16 protein-coding genes are annotated in these 16,096 nt (G+C 66.8%); 6 read left to right on the top strand and 10 right to left on the bottom strand.

All coding sequences use genetic code 11. From position 1 onward, the window contains the following. Positions 1-24 precede the first annotated feature (24 nt). Positions 25-768, top strand: a complete 744-nt coding sequence (locus CAPP_RS04460; RefSeq protein ID WP_076599868.1) for an O-methyltransferase — start codon at positions 25-27, stop codon at positions 766-768. A 177-nt stretch (positions 769-945) separates the two neighbouring features. Here CAPP_RS04460 and glgC read toward each other — a convergent pair whose 3' ends face one another. Next, positions 946-2,169: a glucose-1-phosphate adenylyltransferase gene (gene glgC / locus CAPP_RS04455; protein WP_076599867.1), complete on the bottom strand. Its 1,224-nt coding sequence runs from the start codon at positions 2,167-2,169 to the stop codon at positions 946-948. Between the two features lie 119 nt (positions 2,170-2,288). Between glgC and CAPP_RS11285 the strand changes: the two genes are divergently transcribed. Continuing rightward, positions 2,289-3,596, top strand: coding sequence for a glycosyltransferase (locus CAPP_RS11285; protein WP_234958988.1), 1,308 nt, complete (start codon positions 2,289-2,291; stop codon positions 3,594-3,596). 17 nt (positions 3,597-3,613) lie between these two features. Beyond that, positions 3,614-5,005: a GH32 C-terminal domain-containing protein gene (locus CAPP_RS04445; protein WP_076599878.1), complete on the top strand. Its 1,392-nt coding sequence runs from the start codon at positions 3,614-3,616 to the stop codon at positions 5,003-5,005. Positions 5,006-5,248: 243 nt separating this feature from the next. Here the strand turns inward: CAPP_RS04445 and CAPP_RS04440 are convergent, their stop codons facing one another. From CAPP_RS04440 to dapE, 7 genes are all read right to left on the bottom strand, one after another. Beyond that, positions 5,249-6,118, bottom strand: coding sequence for a methyltransferase domain-containing protein (locus tag CAPP_RS04440; protein ID WP_076599866.1), 870 nt, complete (start codon positions 6,116-6,118; stop codon positions 5,249-5,251). 23 nt (positions 6,119-6,141) lie between these two features. Next, positions 6,142-6,312, bottom strand: a complete 171-nt coding sequence (locus tag CAPP_RS04435) for a DUF3117 domain-containing protein (protein ID WP_076599865.1) — start codon at positions 6,310-6,312, stop codon at positions 6,142-6,144. A gap of 6 nt (positions 6,313-6,318) precedes the next feature. After that, positions 6,319-6,672 (bottom strand): hypothetical protein, encoded by a 354-nt coding sequence (locus CAPP_RS04430; RefSeq protein ID WP_076599864.1) that lies wholly within the window; start codon positions 6,670-6,672, stop codon positions 6,319-6,321. A gap of 9 nt (positions 6,673-6,681) precedes the next feature. Beyond that, positions 6,682-7,446, bottom strand: coding sequence for a glucosyl-3-phosphoglycerate synthase (locus tag CAPP_RS04425; RefSeq protein ID WP_076599863.1), 765 nt, complete (start codon positions 7,444-7,446; stop codon positions 6,682-6,684). Continuing rightward, entirely contained in the window at positions 7,446-8,402 is a 957-nt protein-coding gene (gene folP / locus CAPP_RS04420) for a dihydropteroate synthase (protein ID WP_076599862.1), read from the bottom strand. Before folP ends, CAPP_RS04425 begins: the two co-directional genes overlap by 1 nt. Then, complete coding sequence (locus CAPP_RS04415) at positions 8,403-9,203, bottom strand: LOG family protein (protein WP_076599861.1); 801 nt, start codon at positions 9,201-9,203, stop codon at positions 8,403-8,405. It abuts the gene before it with no gap. 181 nt (positions 9,204-9,384) lie between these two features. Continuing rightward, positions 9,385-10,464 carry a succinyl-diaminopimelate desuccinylase gene (gene dapE, locus CAPP_RS04410; protein WP_200803304.1) on the bottom strand — a complete coding sequence of 360 codons (1,080 nt, stop codon included), beginning with the start codon at positions 10,462-10,464 and terminating at the stop codon, positions 9,385-9,387. 47 nt (positions 10,465-10,511) lie between these two features. Between dapE and CAPP_RS04405 the strand changes: the two genes are divergently transcribed. The 3 genes from CAPP_RS04405 to dapD all read left to right on the top strand — a co-directional run bounded on the left by CAPP_RS04405 (position 10,512) and on the right by dapD (position 14,147). Then, a complete protein-coding gene (locus tag CAPP_RS04405) occupies positions 10,512-11,441 on the top strand; it encodes a 2,3,4,5-tetrahydropyridine-2,6-dicarboxylate N-succinyltransferase (RefSeq protein ID WP_076599859.1) in 930 nt (309 codons plus the stop codon). Between the two features lie 107 nt (positions 11,442-11,548). Continuing rightward, complete coding sequence (locus CAPP_RS04400; RefSeq protein WP_076599858.1) at positions 11,549-12,919, top strand: amino acid permease; 1,371 nt, start codon at positions 11,549-11,551, stop codon at positions 12,917-12,919. 262 nt (positions 12,920-13,181) lie between these two features. Then, positions 13,182-14,147, top strand: coding sequence for a 2,3,4,5-tetrahydropyridine-2,6-dicarboxylate N-succinyltransferase (dapD, locus tag CAPP_RS04395; protein ID WP_076599857.1), 966 nt, complete (start codon positions 13,182-13,184; stop codon positions 14,145-14,147). 63 nt (positions 14,148-14,210) lie between these two features. On the opposite strand, the gene CAPP_RS04390 is transcribed toward dapD, so the two are convergent. After that, positions 14,211-14,864 carry a GtrA family protein gene (locus CAPP_RS04390; RefSeq protein ID WP_076599856.1) on the bottom strand — a complete coding sequence of 218 codons (654 nt, stop codon included), beginning with the start codon at positions 14,862-14,864 and terminating at the stop codon, positions 14,211-14,213. Between the two features lie 124 nt (positions 14,865-14,988). Further along, positions 14,989-16,092, bottom strand: a complete 1,104-nt coding sequence (gene dapC, locus CAPP_RS04385; protein WP_076599855.1) for a succinyldiaminopimelate transaminase — start codon at positions 16,090-16,092, stop codon at positions 14,989-14,991. Positions 16,093-16,096 lie beyond the last annotated feature (4 nt).

Genomic DNA, 16,096 nt, shown 5'->3' with positions numbered 1-16,096 from the left:
GGGTCGATTTCGTAGGATATTCATGTGAGCAATTCAGCATTTTCATCCCTCAACGAGTACATCGAAGGCAAGCAACAACAGGGCCCGCTTATCGACGCCCGCTCCGACGCCTCCGAGTACTCCCTTCCCACCCCGAGCGTTGCGGTGGGTGAATTGCTCGGCACCTTGGCTGCTACCGCAGGTTCTGCGGGCGCTCCGGGCTCTGCCGCTGCCGCCAGCGCCTCGGGTGCTGGCGCGTCGGGTGCCGCTACCGCTGGTCCCGCGACGGGCGCGGTCGCGATCACTCCGGCTGCCGGCGTCGTCGGGCTGCATATTCTCGCCGGGCTGCCGGCGAAGGCGTCGCTGACGTGCATCGACCCCGAAGCCGACCACCAGGCGCGTGCGAAGGCCGCGTTCCGCGATGCCGGCTTCGGCGCCTCGCGCACCCGTTTCCTGCCGTCGCGCCCGCTCGACGTGCTGGGGCGCCTGGCTACGGGGGCGTACCACCTCGTCTATGCCGACGTCGACCCGGTCGACTTGCCCGCCGTTATCAAAGCCGCCTGGCCGCTGCTCTCCCCCGGCGGAACGCTCGTCCTGTCCGGCTCGCTTCTCGACGCCACCATCACCGACCCCACCCGCAAAGACCGCGGCACCCTCGCCGCCCGCGAAGCCGACGAACTGGTCGAGAAGTTCGCCGCCGGCGAGGCAGAGGGGTTCGAGGGTGAAAGCGCTGTGGCGACGCGGCTGCCGCTGGACTCGGGCATCACGCTGGTCACCCGCCGCGCCTAACTGCCGCTCCGCATACTCACGCGCGGTTGAAAGCCGAGCGAGACGCACGGTGCTTAGCAGCAGATTCGTCCCGCGCCACCAGCGCTAGGTCCGGCCGAGGTTCGCTGCAGCTCAGCCAACCTGCCCAAAGCGCCGGCGACGCGCCGGAATCGTGGCGCGGCCGACGGGAGCCAGCATTTACTCGACGACTTCGGACTTGCCCACCACCACGACACCTTCCTTCGAAATGGTGAACTCGCGGGCACGGTCGTTGTCCTCGTCGACGCCGACGGTGGCGCCGTCGGAGACATAGACATTTTTGTCGAGGATGGCGTGGCGGACAACGGCGCCGCGGCCGATGCGGACGCCGGGCATGAGGACGGAGGATTCGACGGTGGCGCCTTCCTCGACACGCACGTCGGTGGACAGCACGGAGTTGCGCACCGTGGAGCCGGAGATGATGGAGCCAGGCGCGATGATCGATTCCTGCGCGATGCCTCCGGAGACGAACTTGGCGGGCGGCAGGTTCTCATCCTCAGTCGAGTGGATCGGCCAGGACTTGTTGTAGAGGTTGAAGATCGGGTGGACGGAGATGAGGTCCATGTGGGCCTCGTAGAAGGAATCGATGGTGCCGACATCGCGCCAGTAGCCCTTGTCGCGCTCCGTGGCCCCGGGCACCTCGTTGCCGGAGAAGTCGTAGACATTGGCTTGTCCCTTCTCCACGAAGTAAGGGATGATGTCGCCGCCCATGTCGTGGTCGGAGTCGTCGTTGTCGTTGTCTTCGCGGAGGGCGCGGATGAGGGCCTCCGTGGAGAAGCAGTAGTTGCCCATGGACGCGTAGGTCATCTCCGGGTCGTCGGGGGTGCCGGGCGGGTCGGCGGGCTTTTCCAAAAACTCGGTGATGGTGCCGTCGTTGTCGGACTGGATGCAGCCGAACGCCGTGGCCTCGGCGCGCGGCACGCGGATGCCGGCGACCGTGCACGACTTGCCCGACGCGATGTGGTTCTTCACCATCTGGGACGGGTCCATGCGGTAGACGTGGTCGGCGCCGAACACGAGGACGTGGTCAGGCTGCTCGTCGTAGATGAGGTTCAGGGATTGCAGAAGCGCGTCCGCCGAGCCCTGGTACCAGCGCTTTCCGAGGCGCTGCTGCGCGGGCACCGACGCAATGTACTGGTGGGTCGGACCGGAGAAGTTCCAGGCGGTGGCCACGTGGCGGTCGAGCGAGTGCGACTTGTACTGCGTCAGCACGGCGATGCGGTTGTACCCGGCGTTGACGAGGTTGGACAGGACGAAGTCGACGAGACGGTAATTCCCGCCGAACGGCACAGCGGGCTTGGCGCGGTCGAGAGTCAATGGAAAGAGGCGCTTGCCTTCTCCGCCCGCGAGGACAATGGCGAGGACATTCGGCTGGCTGTTCACACCTCCAAGCCTAGGTAAGAAGAGCTAAACCCGCACTAGGCCCGGGCAAAATCACGCCGCGGCCACCTCCCTCCGTGGGTGCCTGCACGGCTGCGGAAACGCTACTAGTCTCGGAGATCATGAGAGTCGGAATGATGACCCGCGAATACCCGCCCGAAATTTACGGTGGCGCGGGAGTCCACGTCACGGAGCTCACGCGCTTCATGCGCCAGCTTGACGACGTCGCCGTGGACGTCCACTGCATGGGCCAGCCCCGCGACGCGGACAACGTCTACGTCCACGGAGTCGACCCCGCCCTTGAGGACGCGAACGGCGCGATCAAGACGATGTCGACGGGACTGCGCATGGCTGACGCCGCCTCCGATGTCGACATTGTGCACTCGCACACGTGGTACGCGGGTCTCGGCGGGCACCTGGCGGGGCTGCTGCACGGCGTGCCCCACGTCGTCACCGCGCACTCCTTGGAGCCCGACCGCCCGTGGAAGCGCGAGCAGCTCGGCGGCGGTTACGACGTCTCTTCCTGGTCCGAAAAGAACGCCATGGAAAACGCCGACGCCGTCATCGGCGTCTCCTCCGGCATGAAGGACGCCATCTTGCGCGCCTACCCGCGTATCGATGCCTCCCGCGTCCACGTCGTCCTCAACGGCATCGACACGTCGTTCTGGTACCCCACCGTCGATCTGCGCGGCGGCGCGGTTGACGGCGGCGACCTGCACGGCGGCGCGGCGGACAGCGACGCGATTGCGGGCGGCGCAGCCGACGCGAGAAGCGCGAATGCTGGCGCGAACAGCAGCGGTGGCGCATTGGGCGGCGGCGCGTCGGGCGGCGGTGTCGTGGAACGCCTCGGCATCGACCCGTCGCGCCCCGTCGTCGCGTTCGTCGGCCGCATCACCCGCCAGAAGGGCGTGCCGCACCTGGTCAAGGCCGCCCAGGACTTCGACCCGGACATTCAGCTCATTCTCTGCGCAGGAGCTCCCGACACGGAGGAGATTGCGAGGGAGACGGAGGGGCTCGTCGATAAGCTGCGCGAAATGCGCGACGGCGTGCACTGGGTGACTGACATGCTGCCGAAGGAGGATATCCGCGACATCTACTCCGCGGCCGACATCTTCGTGTGCCCGTCGGTGTACGAACCGCTGGGCATCGTGAACCTGGAAGCGATGGCGTGCAACACCGCCGTCGTCGCATCCGACGTGGGCGGCATTCCCGAGGTTGTCGTCGACGGCGAGACCGGTACCCTGGTGCACTACGACGCGGAGGACACCCGGGCCTTCGAAAAAGACCTCGCCGCCGCCGTCAACGCACTCGCCCAGGACGCGGCCACCACCAAACGCTTCGCAGCAGCTGGTCTGACCCGCGTGAAAGAAGAATTCACCTGGGACAAAATCGCCCAAGAAACCGTCGACGTGTACAAGTCGCTTCTGTGAAACCGGAGGACGAAACTGTGAGCAATTTGAGACCCGAACTCCATGTCACCGCTGACAAAGGCATCCTGAACGCCGCAGCGGGCATGCTTCGCGACGGCGACGACTGGCACCTCTTCTACCAGTACGAACCCTCCGAGGGCGCCCCGACCCGGTGGGCACACCAATTCTCCGAGGGCAACCCGTTCGACTTCTACGAGTGCAACGACGTCGTCGCGCCCGTCGGCGGCGAAACCCGCGTCCTGGCCGGCTCCGTCGTCTCCTCCGCGGAGGGCACGGACCTGTACTTCACGTCCGTCACCAACGCAGGAACGACGATTCAAGCAGCGCGTATCGACGAGATCGAGACCCTCTGCGACGAAGTCGCCGAAGACGGCGACATCGACGCCGGAGTGCGCCGCCTCGGTCCGGTCGTGAAAGACGTCGGGCGATTCAGCCGCTTCCGCTCCCCCTGCGTCGTGCCCGACTGGAAGGAGAGCGAGGACCGCACCCGCGGCCAGTCCGGGTGGGTCATGGTCGCCAGCAGCGGGCCGTCCGAGAAGCCCGTCCCAGTCGTGCTGGACTCACCCGACGGGACATCGTGGTCTCTGCTCGGGCCGCTGCGCTTCAACGGCGACACCGGTCTCTCCGACGACGCCGTCACCGTCGCCCCGCGCATCATCCGCCTCCGCGACGAGGAGGACGGCGAGATCTACGACGTGCTGTTCCTGACCGTCGAGCTCGACAAGGGCGACCTCACGGGCTACCTGGTGGGCACGCTCGACGAAACCGAGTTCACCGTGAAAACGCCGTTCACGCGCCTCGACTACGGCCACGACTTCACCCGCCCGCGTAGCACCAACGTCGTGCGCGGCATGCAGACCGACGACGAGCGCTACGCCGAGGCACGCATCTTCGGCCTCCTCGCGGCGACTGGGCGCGGCGGCGAGCCGACGTCGCAGCCCACGTGGGAGACAGAAGGCTGGGCCAACGCGCTGTCTCTGCCGCGCGTGGTCACCCTGGCGGGCGGCGCGCTGTTCCAGACACCGGCGGAGGGGCTTCCCGACGCCGTCAGCGCCACCCAGCGCGCCAAGTTCTGGACCGGCATGTGCGATATCCCGGTGGGGTCGTCGGTGACTGTGGAGGTGCTCGACACCAACGGCGAAGTCGCGGCGACCATCACCCACTCCGGCGACGAGATCACCCTCGACCGCCTCGACGGTTCCCCCGCCACAGCCACGCTTTCCGACGCCGACGAGGACCACATCTCCGTCCTTGTCGACGGCTCCGCCATCGAAGTCTTCGCCGGCGGAGGCGCCGTCACCATGGCGAGCCGCTTCTGGCCCGAAAACGGCGTCGGCGAGCTTCGCGCCACCACCGACGGCGACGCCGAGATCCTCAACCAGTGGGCGCGCCCCCGCGCCAACGTCTAGTGCTCAGCTTGCCGCGGGCTCTTGCAGCCCGCACCACATGCGCAAATGCAAACCGCCCGTCGCGCATTCGTGCGCTGCGGGCGGTTAAACACTGCGGGCGGCTGAGCGCTTTGTGCAGTTGAATTCTTCGGGCGGTCAAGCGCTGCGGGCGGTTAAGCGCTGTGTGCAGATGAACGCCCCGGGCGAGGGGCGTTGCAAGGTAAGGCGGCGGGCGCAGCGGGCGGAGAAGCGTTGAAGGCGCGGCTAGGCCTTCTTCATCCGTGTCAGTTGCGCTCGCGCAGTGACCGTCATCGTTTCTGGCAGGTCGGCGACGCGCTCGGCAAGCACCTCCGGGTCGAGGTGGCGCGCGGACGGGCTCATGCCGACCTGCGCGGCGATGGATTCGCGGTCGAGGTTCATCGGGAACTCGATGAGCTCGGGCTCGCCGACGGGCACCAAATAGCCCTTGGCCTGCTCGAGCATGCGCTCCTGCTTGCCTTCCTCGACACCGAGGATGCCTAGGGGCTCGCGGAGTTCGTCGAGGTGGCCGGCTTGGGGGGTGAGGATGAGGACCTCGCCGTCGTCGACAAGCACGCGGGCGAACTCCTGCGGGTTGCGCGGCGCGAAGATGACGGTAATCACGTCGACAGAGCAATCGCGCACGGGCAGGCCGGACCACACATCGGCGACAACGGCGCCGATGTTGCGGTGCGCCTTCGCCAGGTGCTTCGCGGCTGGACCAGCGATATCCACGCCGATGCCGCGGGAATTCTCCACGGCGTCAAGCGTGTGAGTCAGGTAGTAGCCGGTTCCGGCACCGACTTCGAGGATGGTGGGGGTGGCTGCGGCGTCGTCAAGCGGGAGGCATTGGAGCGCATCGAGGACGCGCTCGGTGACCGTCTCCACGAACGGCGCGAAGTGGCCACGCGACAGGAAAGCCTCGCGCGACGTGACCATCTCCGGGCTGTCTCCCTGGTGCGCGATGCCCGCGCCCGACGCCAGCGTGACGTAGCCCTGCTTAGCCACATCGTAGGAGTGCCCGGTTTCAGACACCAGGCGGTTGTAGTCGTCCGCCCCCGTCAGGGCGCTGCCGTCGACGGGGTCCGCCAGCACATCAACAATGTCTTTGAGCATGGCGACCTATGTTACCTGCAGCTCTACTCAGCTGCGACATCGCTGAGGAGCTGACCGAGCTCGGCTGCTTCCTCGTTGTTGAGCTCCACCACGAGGCGCCCGCCGCCGTCGGATGGGATGCGCATTACGATCTTTCGGCTTTCCTCGACGACTTCCATCGGACCGTTGCCGGTACGCGGCTTCATTGCTGCCATGTGGTGTTACTCCTTGGCTTCTTCGATTGTCGGCTTTTCACCGCCGGCAGCCGCGTGACTGAATCGTTCCAGCTCGGGCTCCTGCGGTGAAAACTCTTTCTCGATCTTACGCTCTTGCGCGTAAAGGAGGTGCTCGATGAGAGCGTCGACCTGGTCCTGGCGGTATCCGCGGGGGACGACTTCCAGGGCGATGTCGCCGTAGCGCCCGGAGTCGACGGCGGCGCGGTTCGCGGCGATGACGTCGCGCGGTTCGTCCATGGGCGGAACGGCTTCACCGCGCCCGAACACAGACGCGGAGGCCCACACGCCGAGCAGCGCGATCGCGGCGATGACGAGGATGAGAATGACCCAAGACAGCATGAGCTGATGCTACCGCAGTTCCGCCCACGGCTGGCGCTGGGGAATATCGCCGACGCCGGCGCGCGCGAGGATCGTCCGGGCGACGGTGTCAGCCATTTCGGACAGCTCGGAAAGGGGCCGGTTGCGGTGGATTTTCTGCCCGAGGTCGACTTGGGTGAGGGAGGAGGGGCCGTGGAGAGAGGCGACGTCGATAAGCAAGCCAGCTTCGACGCCGTAGCCCGCGACGAACGGCACCTCGAGCGCGGTGCTGCGGCGGATGGCGTATTCGCCGGCGAGCGGCTGATCGAGCGCCGGGAGGTCCGGGAAAAGCAGACGGAGCAGCGGCTTCGCGGTGAGTTCCGTGACGCGCCCGCCGCCGCGCGAGGCACCGTCGAGCGCGCGGGCATAGGTCGCTTTTACAAGATGCACCCGCTTATCGACGAACTCCCCCGCCAACCTGTCCACCCACCCCGCCTGAACGGTGGTGACGTCTGCGTCGAGGAACACGACGATGTCGCCGGCGGCCGCCCGCACCCCGCGCCACAGCGCTTCGCCCTTGCCCGGCTGGACGGGGATCTCCGGGGCGATGTCGCGCCAGTTGAGCACGGTCGCGCCGGCTTCTTGCGCGTTGGCGGCTGTGGCGTCCGTGGAATCGGAGTCGACGACGATGACCTCGTTTGCGCACGATGCGCGGGCTGCGCGCACGACGTTTGCGACGGTGTCCTCCTCGTTGAGCGCTGGAATGACGACGGACACGCTCAGCCCGAGGCTTTTTGTGGCGCTGGCGGCGGGCACTACGCGAGACCCCTGATCGTGTCGAGCGGCGTCGCCGTGCCTTGGATTGCCTGTGTCATGCGGATGGCGTCGAGCGTCTCCGCGACCTCGTGGACGCGGAACGCCGCGACCCCGCGGGCCGCGCACCATGCTGTCGCCGCGAGCGTGCCCGCGACCCGCTCCCCCACGCCGCGGCCCGTGGTCTCACCGATGAAGTCCTTGTTCGACAACGCCATGAGAACCGGCCAGCCGGTGGCGACCACCTCGTCGATGCGCCGCAGAATCTCCAGGCCGTGGAAAGTGTTCTTGCCGAAGTCGTGGGTGGGGTCGATGAACACCTTCTCCTCCGGCACCCCGCAAGCGACTGCACTCTCCGCCAGTGCTGTCGTTTCGCGGATCACGTCCGCGACGACGTCGTCGTAGTGGACGCGGTGCGGGCGCGTGCGCGGCGTCGCCCCGCCCGTGTGCGAGCACACATAGCCCACCTTGTGCGCGCCGGCGACCTCCACGAGCTCCGGCTCGAACCCCGCCCACGTGTCGTTGATGAGCGTCGCGCCCGCTTGGATCGCCGCTTCCGCGACCTCGGGGCGCCACGTGTCGACAGAAATATCGACCGTTCTCGCCGCGTTTGCCGAGGACGGCTCGGCTGCAACGGGGGCGGTTTCGGACGTGGCGGTGGTTGCGGCGGTGGCGGTGGTGTGCGCGGAGGCGGAGGCTGTGGCGGCGGCAGCGAGCTCGTCGCGCACCGCCGCGATGAACGGCACGACGCGCTCGATCTCCTCCTGCACATCGACGTCGTCGCCGGGGCCGGCTTTCACGCCGCCGACATCGACAATGGTGGCACCGGCCTCGACAACCTCACGGCACCGCGCCAGGGCGGCGTCGAAGGCAAAGGTCGCACCCTTGTCGTAGAACGAGTCGGGGGTGCGGTTGATGATGGCCATGACGCGGGGGTGGGCGTCGATAAGCGTGCCCATTTAGCGCTCGTATTTGTGTAGGTTGCGCGGATCCGACATCTCGCGGTGCGTGTCGACGATGTACTTGACCGCCTCCTCGACAGAGTCCGTGACGAGGAACAGCTGGTCGTCGCCCTCCGAGATGAGGCCGCGGGCGAGCTGCTGCGTGCGCATCCAGTCGACGAGGCCGGACCAGAATTCTGTGCCGAGGAGCACCATCGGGAAGTTGGTCACTTTGCCGGTCTGGATCATGCAGAGCATCTCGAAGACTTCGTCCATCGTGCCGAAGCCGCCCGGCAGCGAGATGAACGCCTGGGAGTACTTCAAGAACATGGTCTTGCGGGCGAAGAAGTAGCGGAAGTTCAGACCCAGGTCGACCCACGGGTTGAGGCCTTGCTCGAACGGCAGCTCAATGCCGAGACCGACCGACATGCCGCCGGCCTCGTGGGCGCCGCGGTTGGGGCCCTCCATGAGGCCCGGGCCGCCGCCGGTGACCACCGCGTAGCCGGCCTCCACAAGAGATTTGCCCAGTTCGCGGGCCTGCTCGTACTCCGGGGTGCCCTCGCCGAGGCGCGCGGAGCCGAAGACAGTCACAGCCCAGTCGAGGTCGTGGAGCGCGTCGAAGCCGGAAACGAATTCGCTGGTAATACGCATGACGCGCCACGGGTCGGCGTGCTTCCAGTCGTGGTCCGCGCGCCCCATCTGCAGCAGGCGCTGGTCGTAGGTGGAGGTGGAATTGGCGTCGTCGCCTTTGTGACGGCGCAGGATCGGGCCGCTCAGCGTGCGGTCCCGGTCCGGGCGCGGGGTGATGTGTGGAGCCACTGGGAAAGCCTTCTATTTCGGGGGAGTTATTGCGCTGTGCAACGAGCCTGCAGCCGATGCGGCCTGCGCGGACGGCTGGGAGAGGGGCCAACTTCCGCGAGGCGCCGCCGAAGCAGCGACACCGGGGAGATTAGCCGACGACGCAGAGCCCGACGATCCGGAGCCTGTCTTGAGGCGCCGCCTAAACGGAGGCGCCGGTCAGGTACGCCGTCAGCGTGTCGGCGACGGTGCGGATCTGGTCGATCGGGCACTGTTCGTCGATCTTGTGGGCGAACCCGGGGTCGCCTGCGCCGAAGTTCACAGCCGGAACTCCGAGACTAGAGAACCTGGACACATCCGTCCATCCGAACTTGGCGCGGTAGTTTCCGCCGACGGCGGCGAGCAAGCCTTGGGCGGCTGGAGCGTCGAGGCCGGGGAGGGCGCCGGGGACGGCGTCGTCGTAAAGCAATTCCAGGTTTTCTTCGAGCGCGAGTGTGTCTTCGAGGTGCTGTTTCGCGTCGGCGAGGCTGCGGTCGGGTGCGAAGCGGAAGTTGATGGTGAGCGCGGCTTCGTCGGGAAGCGTGTTGGTCGCCACCCCGCCGGAAAGCCCCACGACGTTGAGGCCCTCGCGGTATTCGCAGCCGGCGATGGTGACGACGCGCGGCTCGTACGCGGCGACGCGGCCGAGCACGCCGGCGAGGTCGTGCGCGGCGTTGTGTCCGAGCCACGCGCGCGCAGAGTGGGCGCGGGTGCCGTGCGCGACCACCTTGACGCGAATGCTGCCCTGGCAACCAGCCTCAATGATGCCGCCGGACGGTTCGCCGAGCAGCGCCAGCGAGCCCTGAAGGAGTTCCGGCACGTCGGCCTCGAGGTGCGCAAGACCGTTGTACTCCGCGGCGACTTCCTCGGCTTCGTAGCAGATGAGCGTGAGGTCGAAGGCCAGGTCGTCGGAGTTGCACAGCGCGGCGAACGCGTGGAGGTAGCACGCCATGCCGGACTTCATGTCGACGGCGCCACAGCCCCACAGCACGTCGCCCTCGACGTGGTGCGGGACGTTGTCGGCGATGGGCACGGTGTCGATGTGCCCGGCGAGCACGATGCGTTCGCCGAGGCCGCGGTTGGTGCGCGCGATGACGGTGTTGCCGCGGCGGATCACCTCCACGCCGTCCAAGGCCTCGAGTGCGGCCTGGATCGCGTTGGCGATCGCTTCCTCCTCGTGGGAGGGCGACGGGATGTCGATCAGAGCTTTGGTCAGCTCGACAGGGTCAGCAAAAAGGTCCATTTTCACGTCGGCGATCTTACCGGCGCGCGGGCACGTACGATACAGCCATGGCTTACGGAGCTCGCGCGACAGGAATTGCCAACATCGCCGCCGACGGTACCGTCCTGGACAGCTGGTACCCCACCGTTGAACTTATCGACGACATCACCCACCCCTCCACCCGCCGCGTCAGCGCCAACGAGCTCTCGCCCCGGCTGCTGAACTTGATCGGCATGGACCGTGACCGTCACGTGGAGGTGGTGCCGGTGCGCACCGAGATCGCGGACTTGTCGGCGCCGGCCGTCGACGCCCACGACGTCTATCTGCGCCTGCACCTCCTGTCCCACCGGAAGGTGAAGCCGCTGGAGATCAACATGACCGATGTGCTCGAGCATCTCGTTCCAGTGGCGTGGACGAATAAGGGGCCGTGCCTGCCCGACGACTTCGAGTACGTCCGCACCAACCTGCGCGCCCGCGGGACAATCCACGTCTACGGCATCGAGAAACTGCCGCGCATGGTGGACTATGTGGTGCCCACCGGAGTGTCCATCGCCGAGGCAGAGCGTGTCCGCCTCGGCGCCTACCTGGCCGAAGGCACGAGCGTCTACCGCGAAGGCTCCGTCTCCTACAACTCGGGCACGCTCGGGCCGGCCCGGATCGAGGGCCGCGTCTTCTCCTCCTGCGTCATCGGCTCGGGCTGCGACTTGGGGCTCTCGTCGTTCGTCATGGCCGAGCGCACCGACGGCCGCAACCGCACTCCCCTGCGCATCGGCGAGAACTGCGTCATACGGCCGTCCGCCGGCATCATCGACCTCAATGTGGGCGACCGCTGCGAACTGGGCGCCGGAGTGATCCTCGAGCCCGGCACCATCGTCTACGACACCCGCGACCCGCACGAGAAGACTTACGTCCCCGCCCACACCATCACCGAGCAATCCGACTGGACAATCACCCACGAACCGCACAGCGCCACCCCGGTCGTGCGCGAACGTTTGTGAGCTGTGGAGGTGGTCGCGGGCGTCGATAAGCGTGCTCTTTTTGCCGTGGAGTGCATTTAATTCACCCCGGATTATTGGCACGCTCCCAGGGTTTCTACACTTGACTCATGTCGAACACCCTGAACAGCGGTTTGCAAACCCGCCACCTGACCATGATGGGTCTGGGCTCCGCCATCGGCGCGGGACTCTTCCTCGGAACCGGCGTGGGCATCCAAGCCGCCGGACCGGCCGTCATCATCGCTTACGTCATCGCCGGCGCCGTCACCGTCTGCATCATGAGGATGCTCGCGGAAATGGTGGCGTCGAGGCCGTCGTCGGGCAGCTTCGCGACCTACGCTGACCAAGCCTTCGGCGCATGGGCCGGCTTCTCCGTCGGCTGGGCGTACTGGTTCATGCAGGTGCTCATCATCGGCGTCGAAATCACCGGCGCCTCCGCCATCATCTCCGGGTGGTTCGGTATCGCCCCCTGGATCCCCGCGCTGATCGCCGTCGTGTTCTTCGCCGCGATCAATCTCGCCGCCGTGCGCGGCTTCGGCGAATTCGAGTTCTGGTTCGCCCTGATCAAGGTGGCTGCGATCGTCGTCTTCCTCGTCGTGGGCGTGCTGATGGTCGTCGGCCTGTTCCCCGGCATGGACGCCGTGGGCTTCAGCAATATCGACGCCGTCGGCTTCGTCCCCAACGGCATCGGCGGCATCGCCACCGCCATGCTCGCCGTCGCTTTCGCGTTCGGCGGCATTGAGCTCGTGACCATCGCCGCCGCCGAATCGGAGAACCCGCAGGAAGCCGTCAGCGCCGCCATCCGCTCCGCGATCTGGCGCATCGCCGTGTTCTACATCGGCTCCGTCCTACTCATCATTCTGCTGCTGCCGTACGACCAGATCGCCGGCGCCGACTCCGCCGCCGAATCGCCGTTCACCCTTGTGCTCCAGCGCGCGAATGTCTCCGGGGCCGCCACCATCATGGAGGTCGTCATTGCGCTCGCCCTCCTGTCTGCGTGCAACGCGCAGCTCTACGGCAACTCCCGCCTCCTGTACTCCATGGCGCGCGGCAACGACGCGCCCGCCTACTTCGCGAAGACCAACGAGGCCGGCGTGCCCGTGCGCGCCGTGCTCGTCTCGATCTTCTTCGGCTTCGTATCCGTCGCCATGCAGTGGTGGAACCCGCCGGGGCTGCTCACCTTCCTGCTCAACGCGGTCGGCGGCATCCTCATCGCCATCTGGACGATGGTGATCCTCTCCTACATCCGCCTCCACCCGCAGCTTGTCGCATCCGGCGAAATCACCAACGTGCGCATGTGGGGCTACCCGTGGTTGCCGTGGGCGACACTCGCCACGCTCGGCGGCTTCATCACGCTCATGCTTTTCGACGACGGCGGCCGCGCCGAACTCCTCTCCGCCCTCGTCATCGTCGGCGTGATCGTCGTGGTCAGCCTCATCGTGCACCGCGGCAAGGCGTCCGCGCCGGCGCACATGGCGTAGCGCTGGCGTCGGCGGGCACCGGTTGTCGCTGGCTGGTCTCTCTGGCTCGGGCGGCAGCCGATTCGGCTGTTCAGCTTGGCTGCCGCGGGCGCAATCCGCCGCCCCGGCTCGAGCCAGGTCGGGCTGGCTCGTGCTGGGTCGACGCCGCTGCCCCGCGTGGAACCCCACGCGCCGCCTGAAGATCTTCTAAGCTGAGCACAGCTAGCGCTTCGCGCAGACTGTGCATCCGCATACAACGTAAGAGAAAGAACTGATTGCTACTATGACCACCGCATTCGCACGAGGTTTGGCCACTGTCACCCACGATGGAACTGTCCTGGATGTCTGGTATCCGGCCCCGAAGCTCGGTGAGTCCGTGTCCACCACTGGGACGACCCGCTTGGAGGAGACGCCGCAGCAGTTCGCCAAGCTCGCGGGCCCGGATGAGGACCGCGGCGTGGCACGTGTGCCGGTCGCGACCTCGATCGTCGACATCACGGCAGCACCCGTCGACGCCTACGACGCGTACCTGCGCCTCCACCTCCTCTCCCACCGCTTGGTCAAGCCGCACGAGGCGAATCTCGACGGGCTGTTCGGCCTGCTGGCCAACGTGGTGTGGACCAACTACGGACCGTGCGCTGTCTCCGATTTCCAGGTGGTCCGCAGTCGTCTGTCGGCAAGGGGTCCTGTGGTGGTCTTTTCCGTCGATAAGTTCCCGCGCATGGTCGACTACGTTGTTCCGACCGGCGTGCGCATCGGCGACGCTGACCGTGTCCGTCTCGGCGCGCACCTCGCTGAGGGTACGACGGTCATGCACGAGGGCTTCGTGAACTTCAACGCCGGCACCCTCGGCGCGTCCATGGTCGAAGGCCGCATCTCCGCGGGCGTCGTCGTCGGCGACGGCACCGACATCGGCGGCGGCGCGTCCATCATGGGCACCCTGTCGGGCGGCGGCAAGGAGACCATCGAGATCGGCGAGCGCTGCCTGCTCGGCGCCAACGCGGGCATCGGCATTTCGCTTGGCGACGACTGCACCGTCGAAGCCGGCCTCTACGTCACCGCCGGCACCAAGGTGGTGCTGTCCGCCGACATCGCCCAGACCGTCGGCCGCTCCGAGGGCGACACAGTGAAGGCCGTCGAGCTCTCCGGCGCCAGCGGGATCCTGTTCCGCCGCAACTCCGTCACCGGCGCTGTCGAGGCCGTCAAGGCCAAGGGTGTGGAGCTCAACGCGGAGCTGCACAACAACTAGCGCCCCGCCCCGAGGGAACGAAGACGCAAACTGCCGGTGGGCTCGAGGCCCCCGGCAGTTTTGTTATTCCGTTTCGCGCGATCCGTTTACACTGTTCAGATCGGCAGACGCTTGCGATACAGCATGACGGGTGGCCGCATCGGAACGCTTGATTTTGGGCTTCCGGAACGCCCAGAGCTTGTTGATGATGAAGTTCACGGGCATCGCGATCAACGTCGAGATCGCCTGCGCCCAGTAGGACTTCGTGCGCAGACCGCTGGAGCCGTCGAAGATGTGGTCGGGCAGGCCGACGGGCGTCGTCGGGTTCATGAGCAAGGTCATGCACGTAAGCGACACGACGAAGGCGACGAGTCCGGTGGCCAGGAACGGGAAGAACCCGCGTAGCCACGACCTCTTCTCCAGCCCCCGGAACGTCCAGCTGCGGTTGAGCTGGTAGTTCCAGGTGTTGGCGAGTAGGAAGGCCAGCGACGACAGAAAGTGGTACCAGCGCACGTTCCAGCGGGTGGAGCCGATCTGCGTGATGATGTCGTCCGCTTCCAAGCCGAAGCCGTGGAGCAGAACCTTCGACGCGAGGTAGAACACCACGAAGTTGACCAGCACGCCGGAGCCGCCGACGAGGCCGAATCTAATGAATTCGCGCAGGCCGTTGATGACGCGCACAGCAGTGCTTCCGGAGCCATGTGCAGCGCCGTTCGCGCTCTTGTTACGGGTCGTCACAACCCCGGCCACCTTTCTTTCGCCGCGCGCAGCCTCAGGACCGCCGCTGGCTGTAAGGTTTATCTTCAAACTTTCGTCAGTGTAGTCCTGACTGCGCGGCGAAAGGAAAACGTTGCGCGCGTAGCTACGCGGTGAGACGGTGCGCGGCTTCGGTGATTTTCTCGTCGGTGGCCGTCAGCGCGATGCGGACGTGGGATGCGCCGGCGGGGCCATAGAAATCGCCGGGGGCGCCGAGGATGCCGAGGTCGGCGAACCAGTCGAGAGCCTGGCGGGAGTCCATGCCGTCGCGGCGCACCCAGAGGTACAGGCCGGCGTCGGAGTGGTCAACCGTGAAGCCGGCTTCGGGCAACGCCTTGAGCAGTTCGAGGCGTCGCGTGGCATAGGTGGAGCGCTGCATTTCCTCGTGCAAATCCGATTCGAGCGCGGCGACCATGGCGTGCTGGATCGGGCCGGGAACGATGAGGCCGGCGTGCTTCCGGATCTCGAGAAGCTCCTGCACGAGGGCTTCATCTCCGGAAATCGTGCCGGCACGGTAGGACGCCAGGTTCGAGGTCTTGGACAGGGAGTGCAGCGCAAGAAGGCCGGTGTTGTCGCCGTCTGTGACGGACGGGTGCAACACCGAGACGGGTTCGGCGGCCCAACCAAGGTAGAGGTAGCACTCGTCGGAGGCGATGATGGCGCCGGTCTCGCGGGCGAACGCGACCCAGGAGCGCAGCAGCTCGACGGAGGCCACAGCGCCGGTCGGGTTCGACGGGGAGTTGATGAAGACTAAGGCGGCGTCGCGGGGGGCGTCAGACGGGTCGTCGCAACGCACGACGTCGCATCCCGCGATGAGTGCGCCGACTTCGTAGGTGGGGTACGCGACCTCCGGGATGACCACGGTCTGGCCGCGCAAACCGAGCAAGGTGGGCAGCCACGCGATAGCTTCCTTCAGTCCGATGGTCGGCAGGACGGCGCGCTCGTTCAGCCCGGCAACGCCGAAGCGCCGGTCCAACGCCGCAACGATCGTGGCGCGCAGCTCAGGCGTGCCCATGGTCTGCGGGTAGCCGGGCGCGGCGGAGTTCTCCGCGAGCGCGAGCTGAATCGCGGGCGGCACCTCGTCGACGGGCCCACCGACGGACAGGTCGATCAGCCCGTCCGGGTGGGACGCGGCCTTGCGCTTGACGTCGGCGATGGTGTCCCACGGGAAATCGGGCAGGACCTGGCTGAGCGGGCGGCGCGTCCCCATGTCC

Source organism: Corynebacterium appendicis CIP 107643 (genome assembly GCF_030408415.1).
Taxonomy (GTDB): domain Bacteria; phylum Actinomycetota; class Actinomycetes; order Mycobacteriales; family Mycobacteriaceae; genus Corynebacterium; species Corynebacterium appendicis.
The sequence above is the reverse complement of the archived record's forward strand: the minus strand, read 5'-3'. Positions and strand labels throughout refer to the sequence as shown.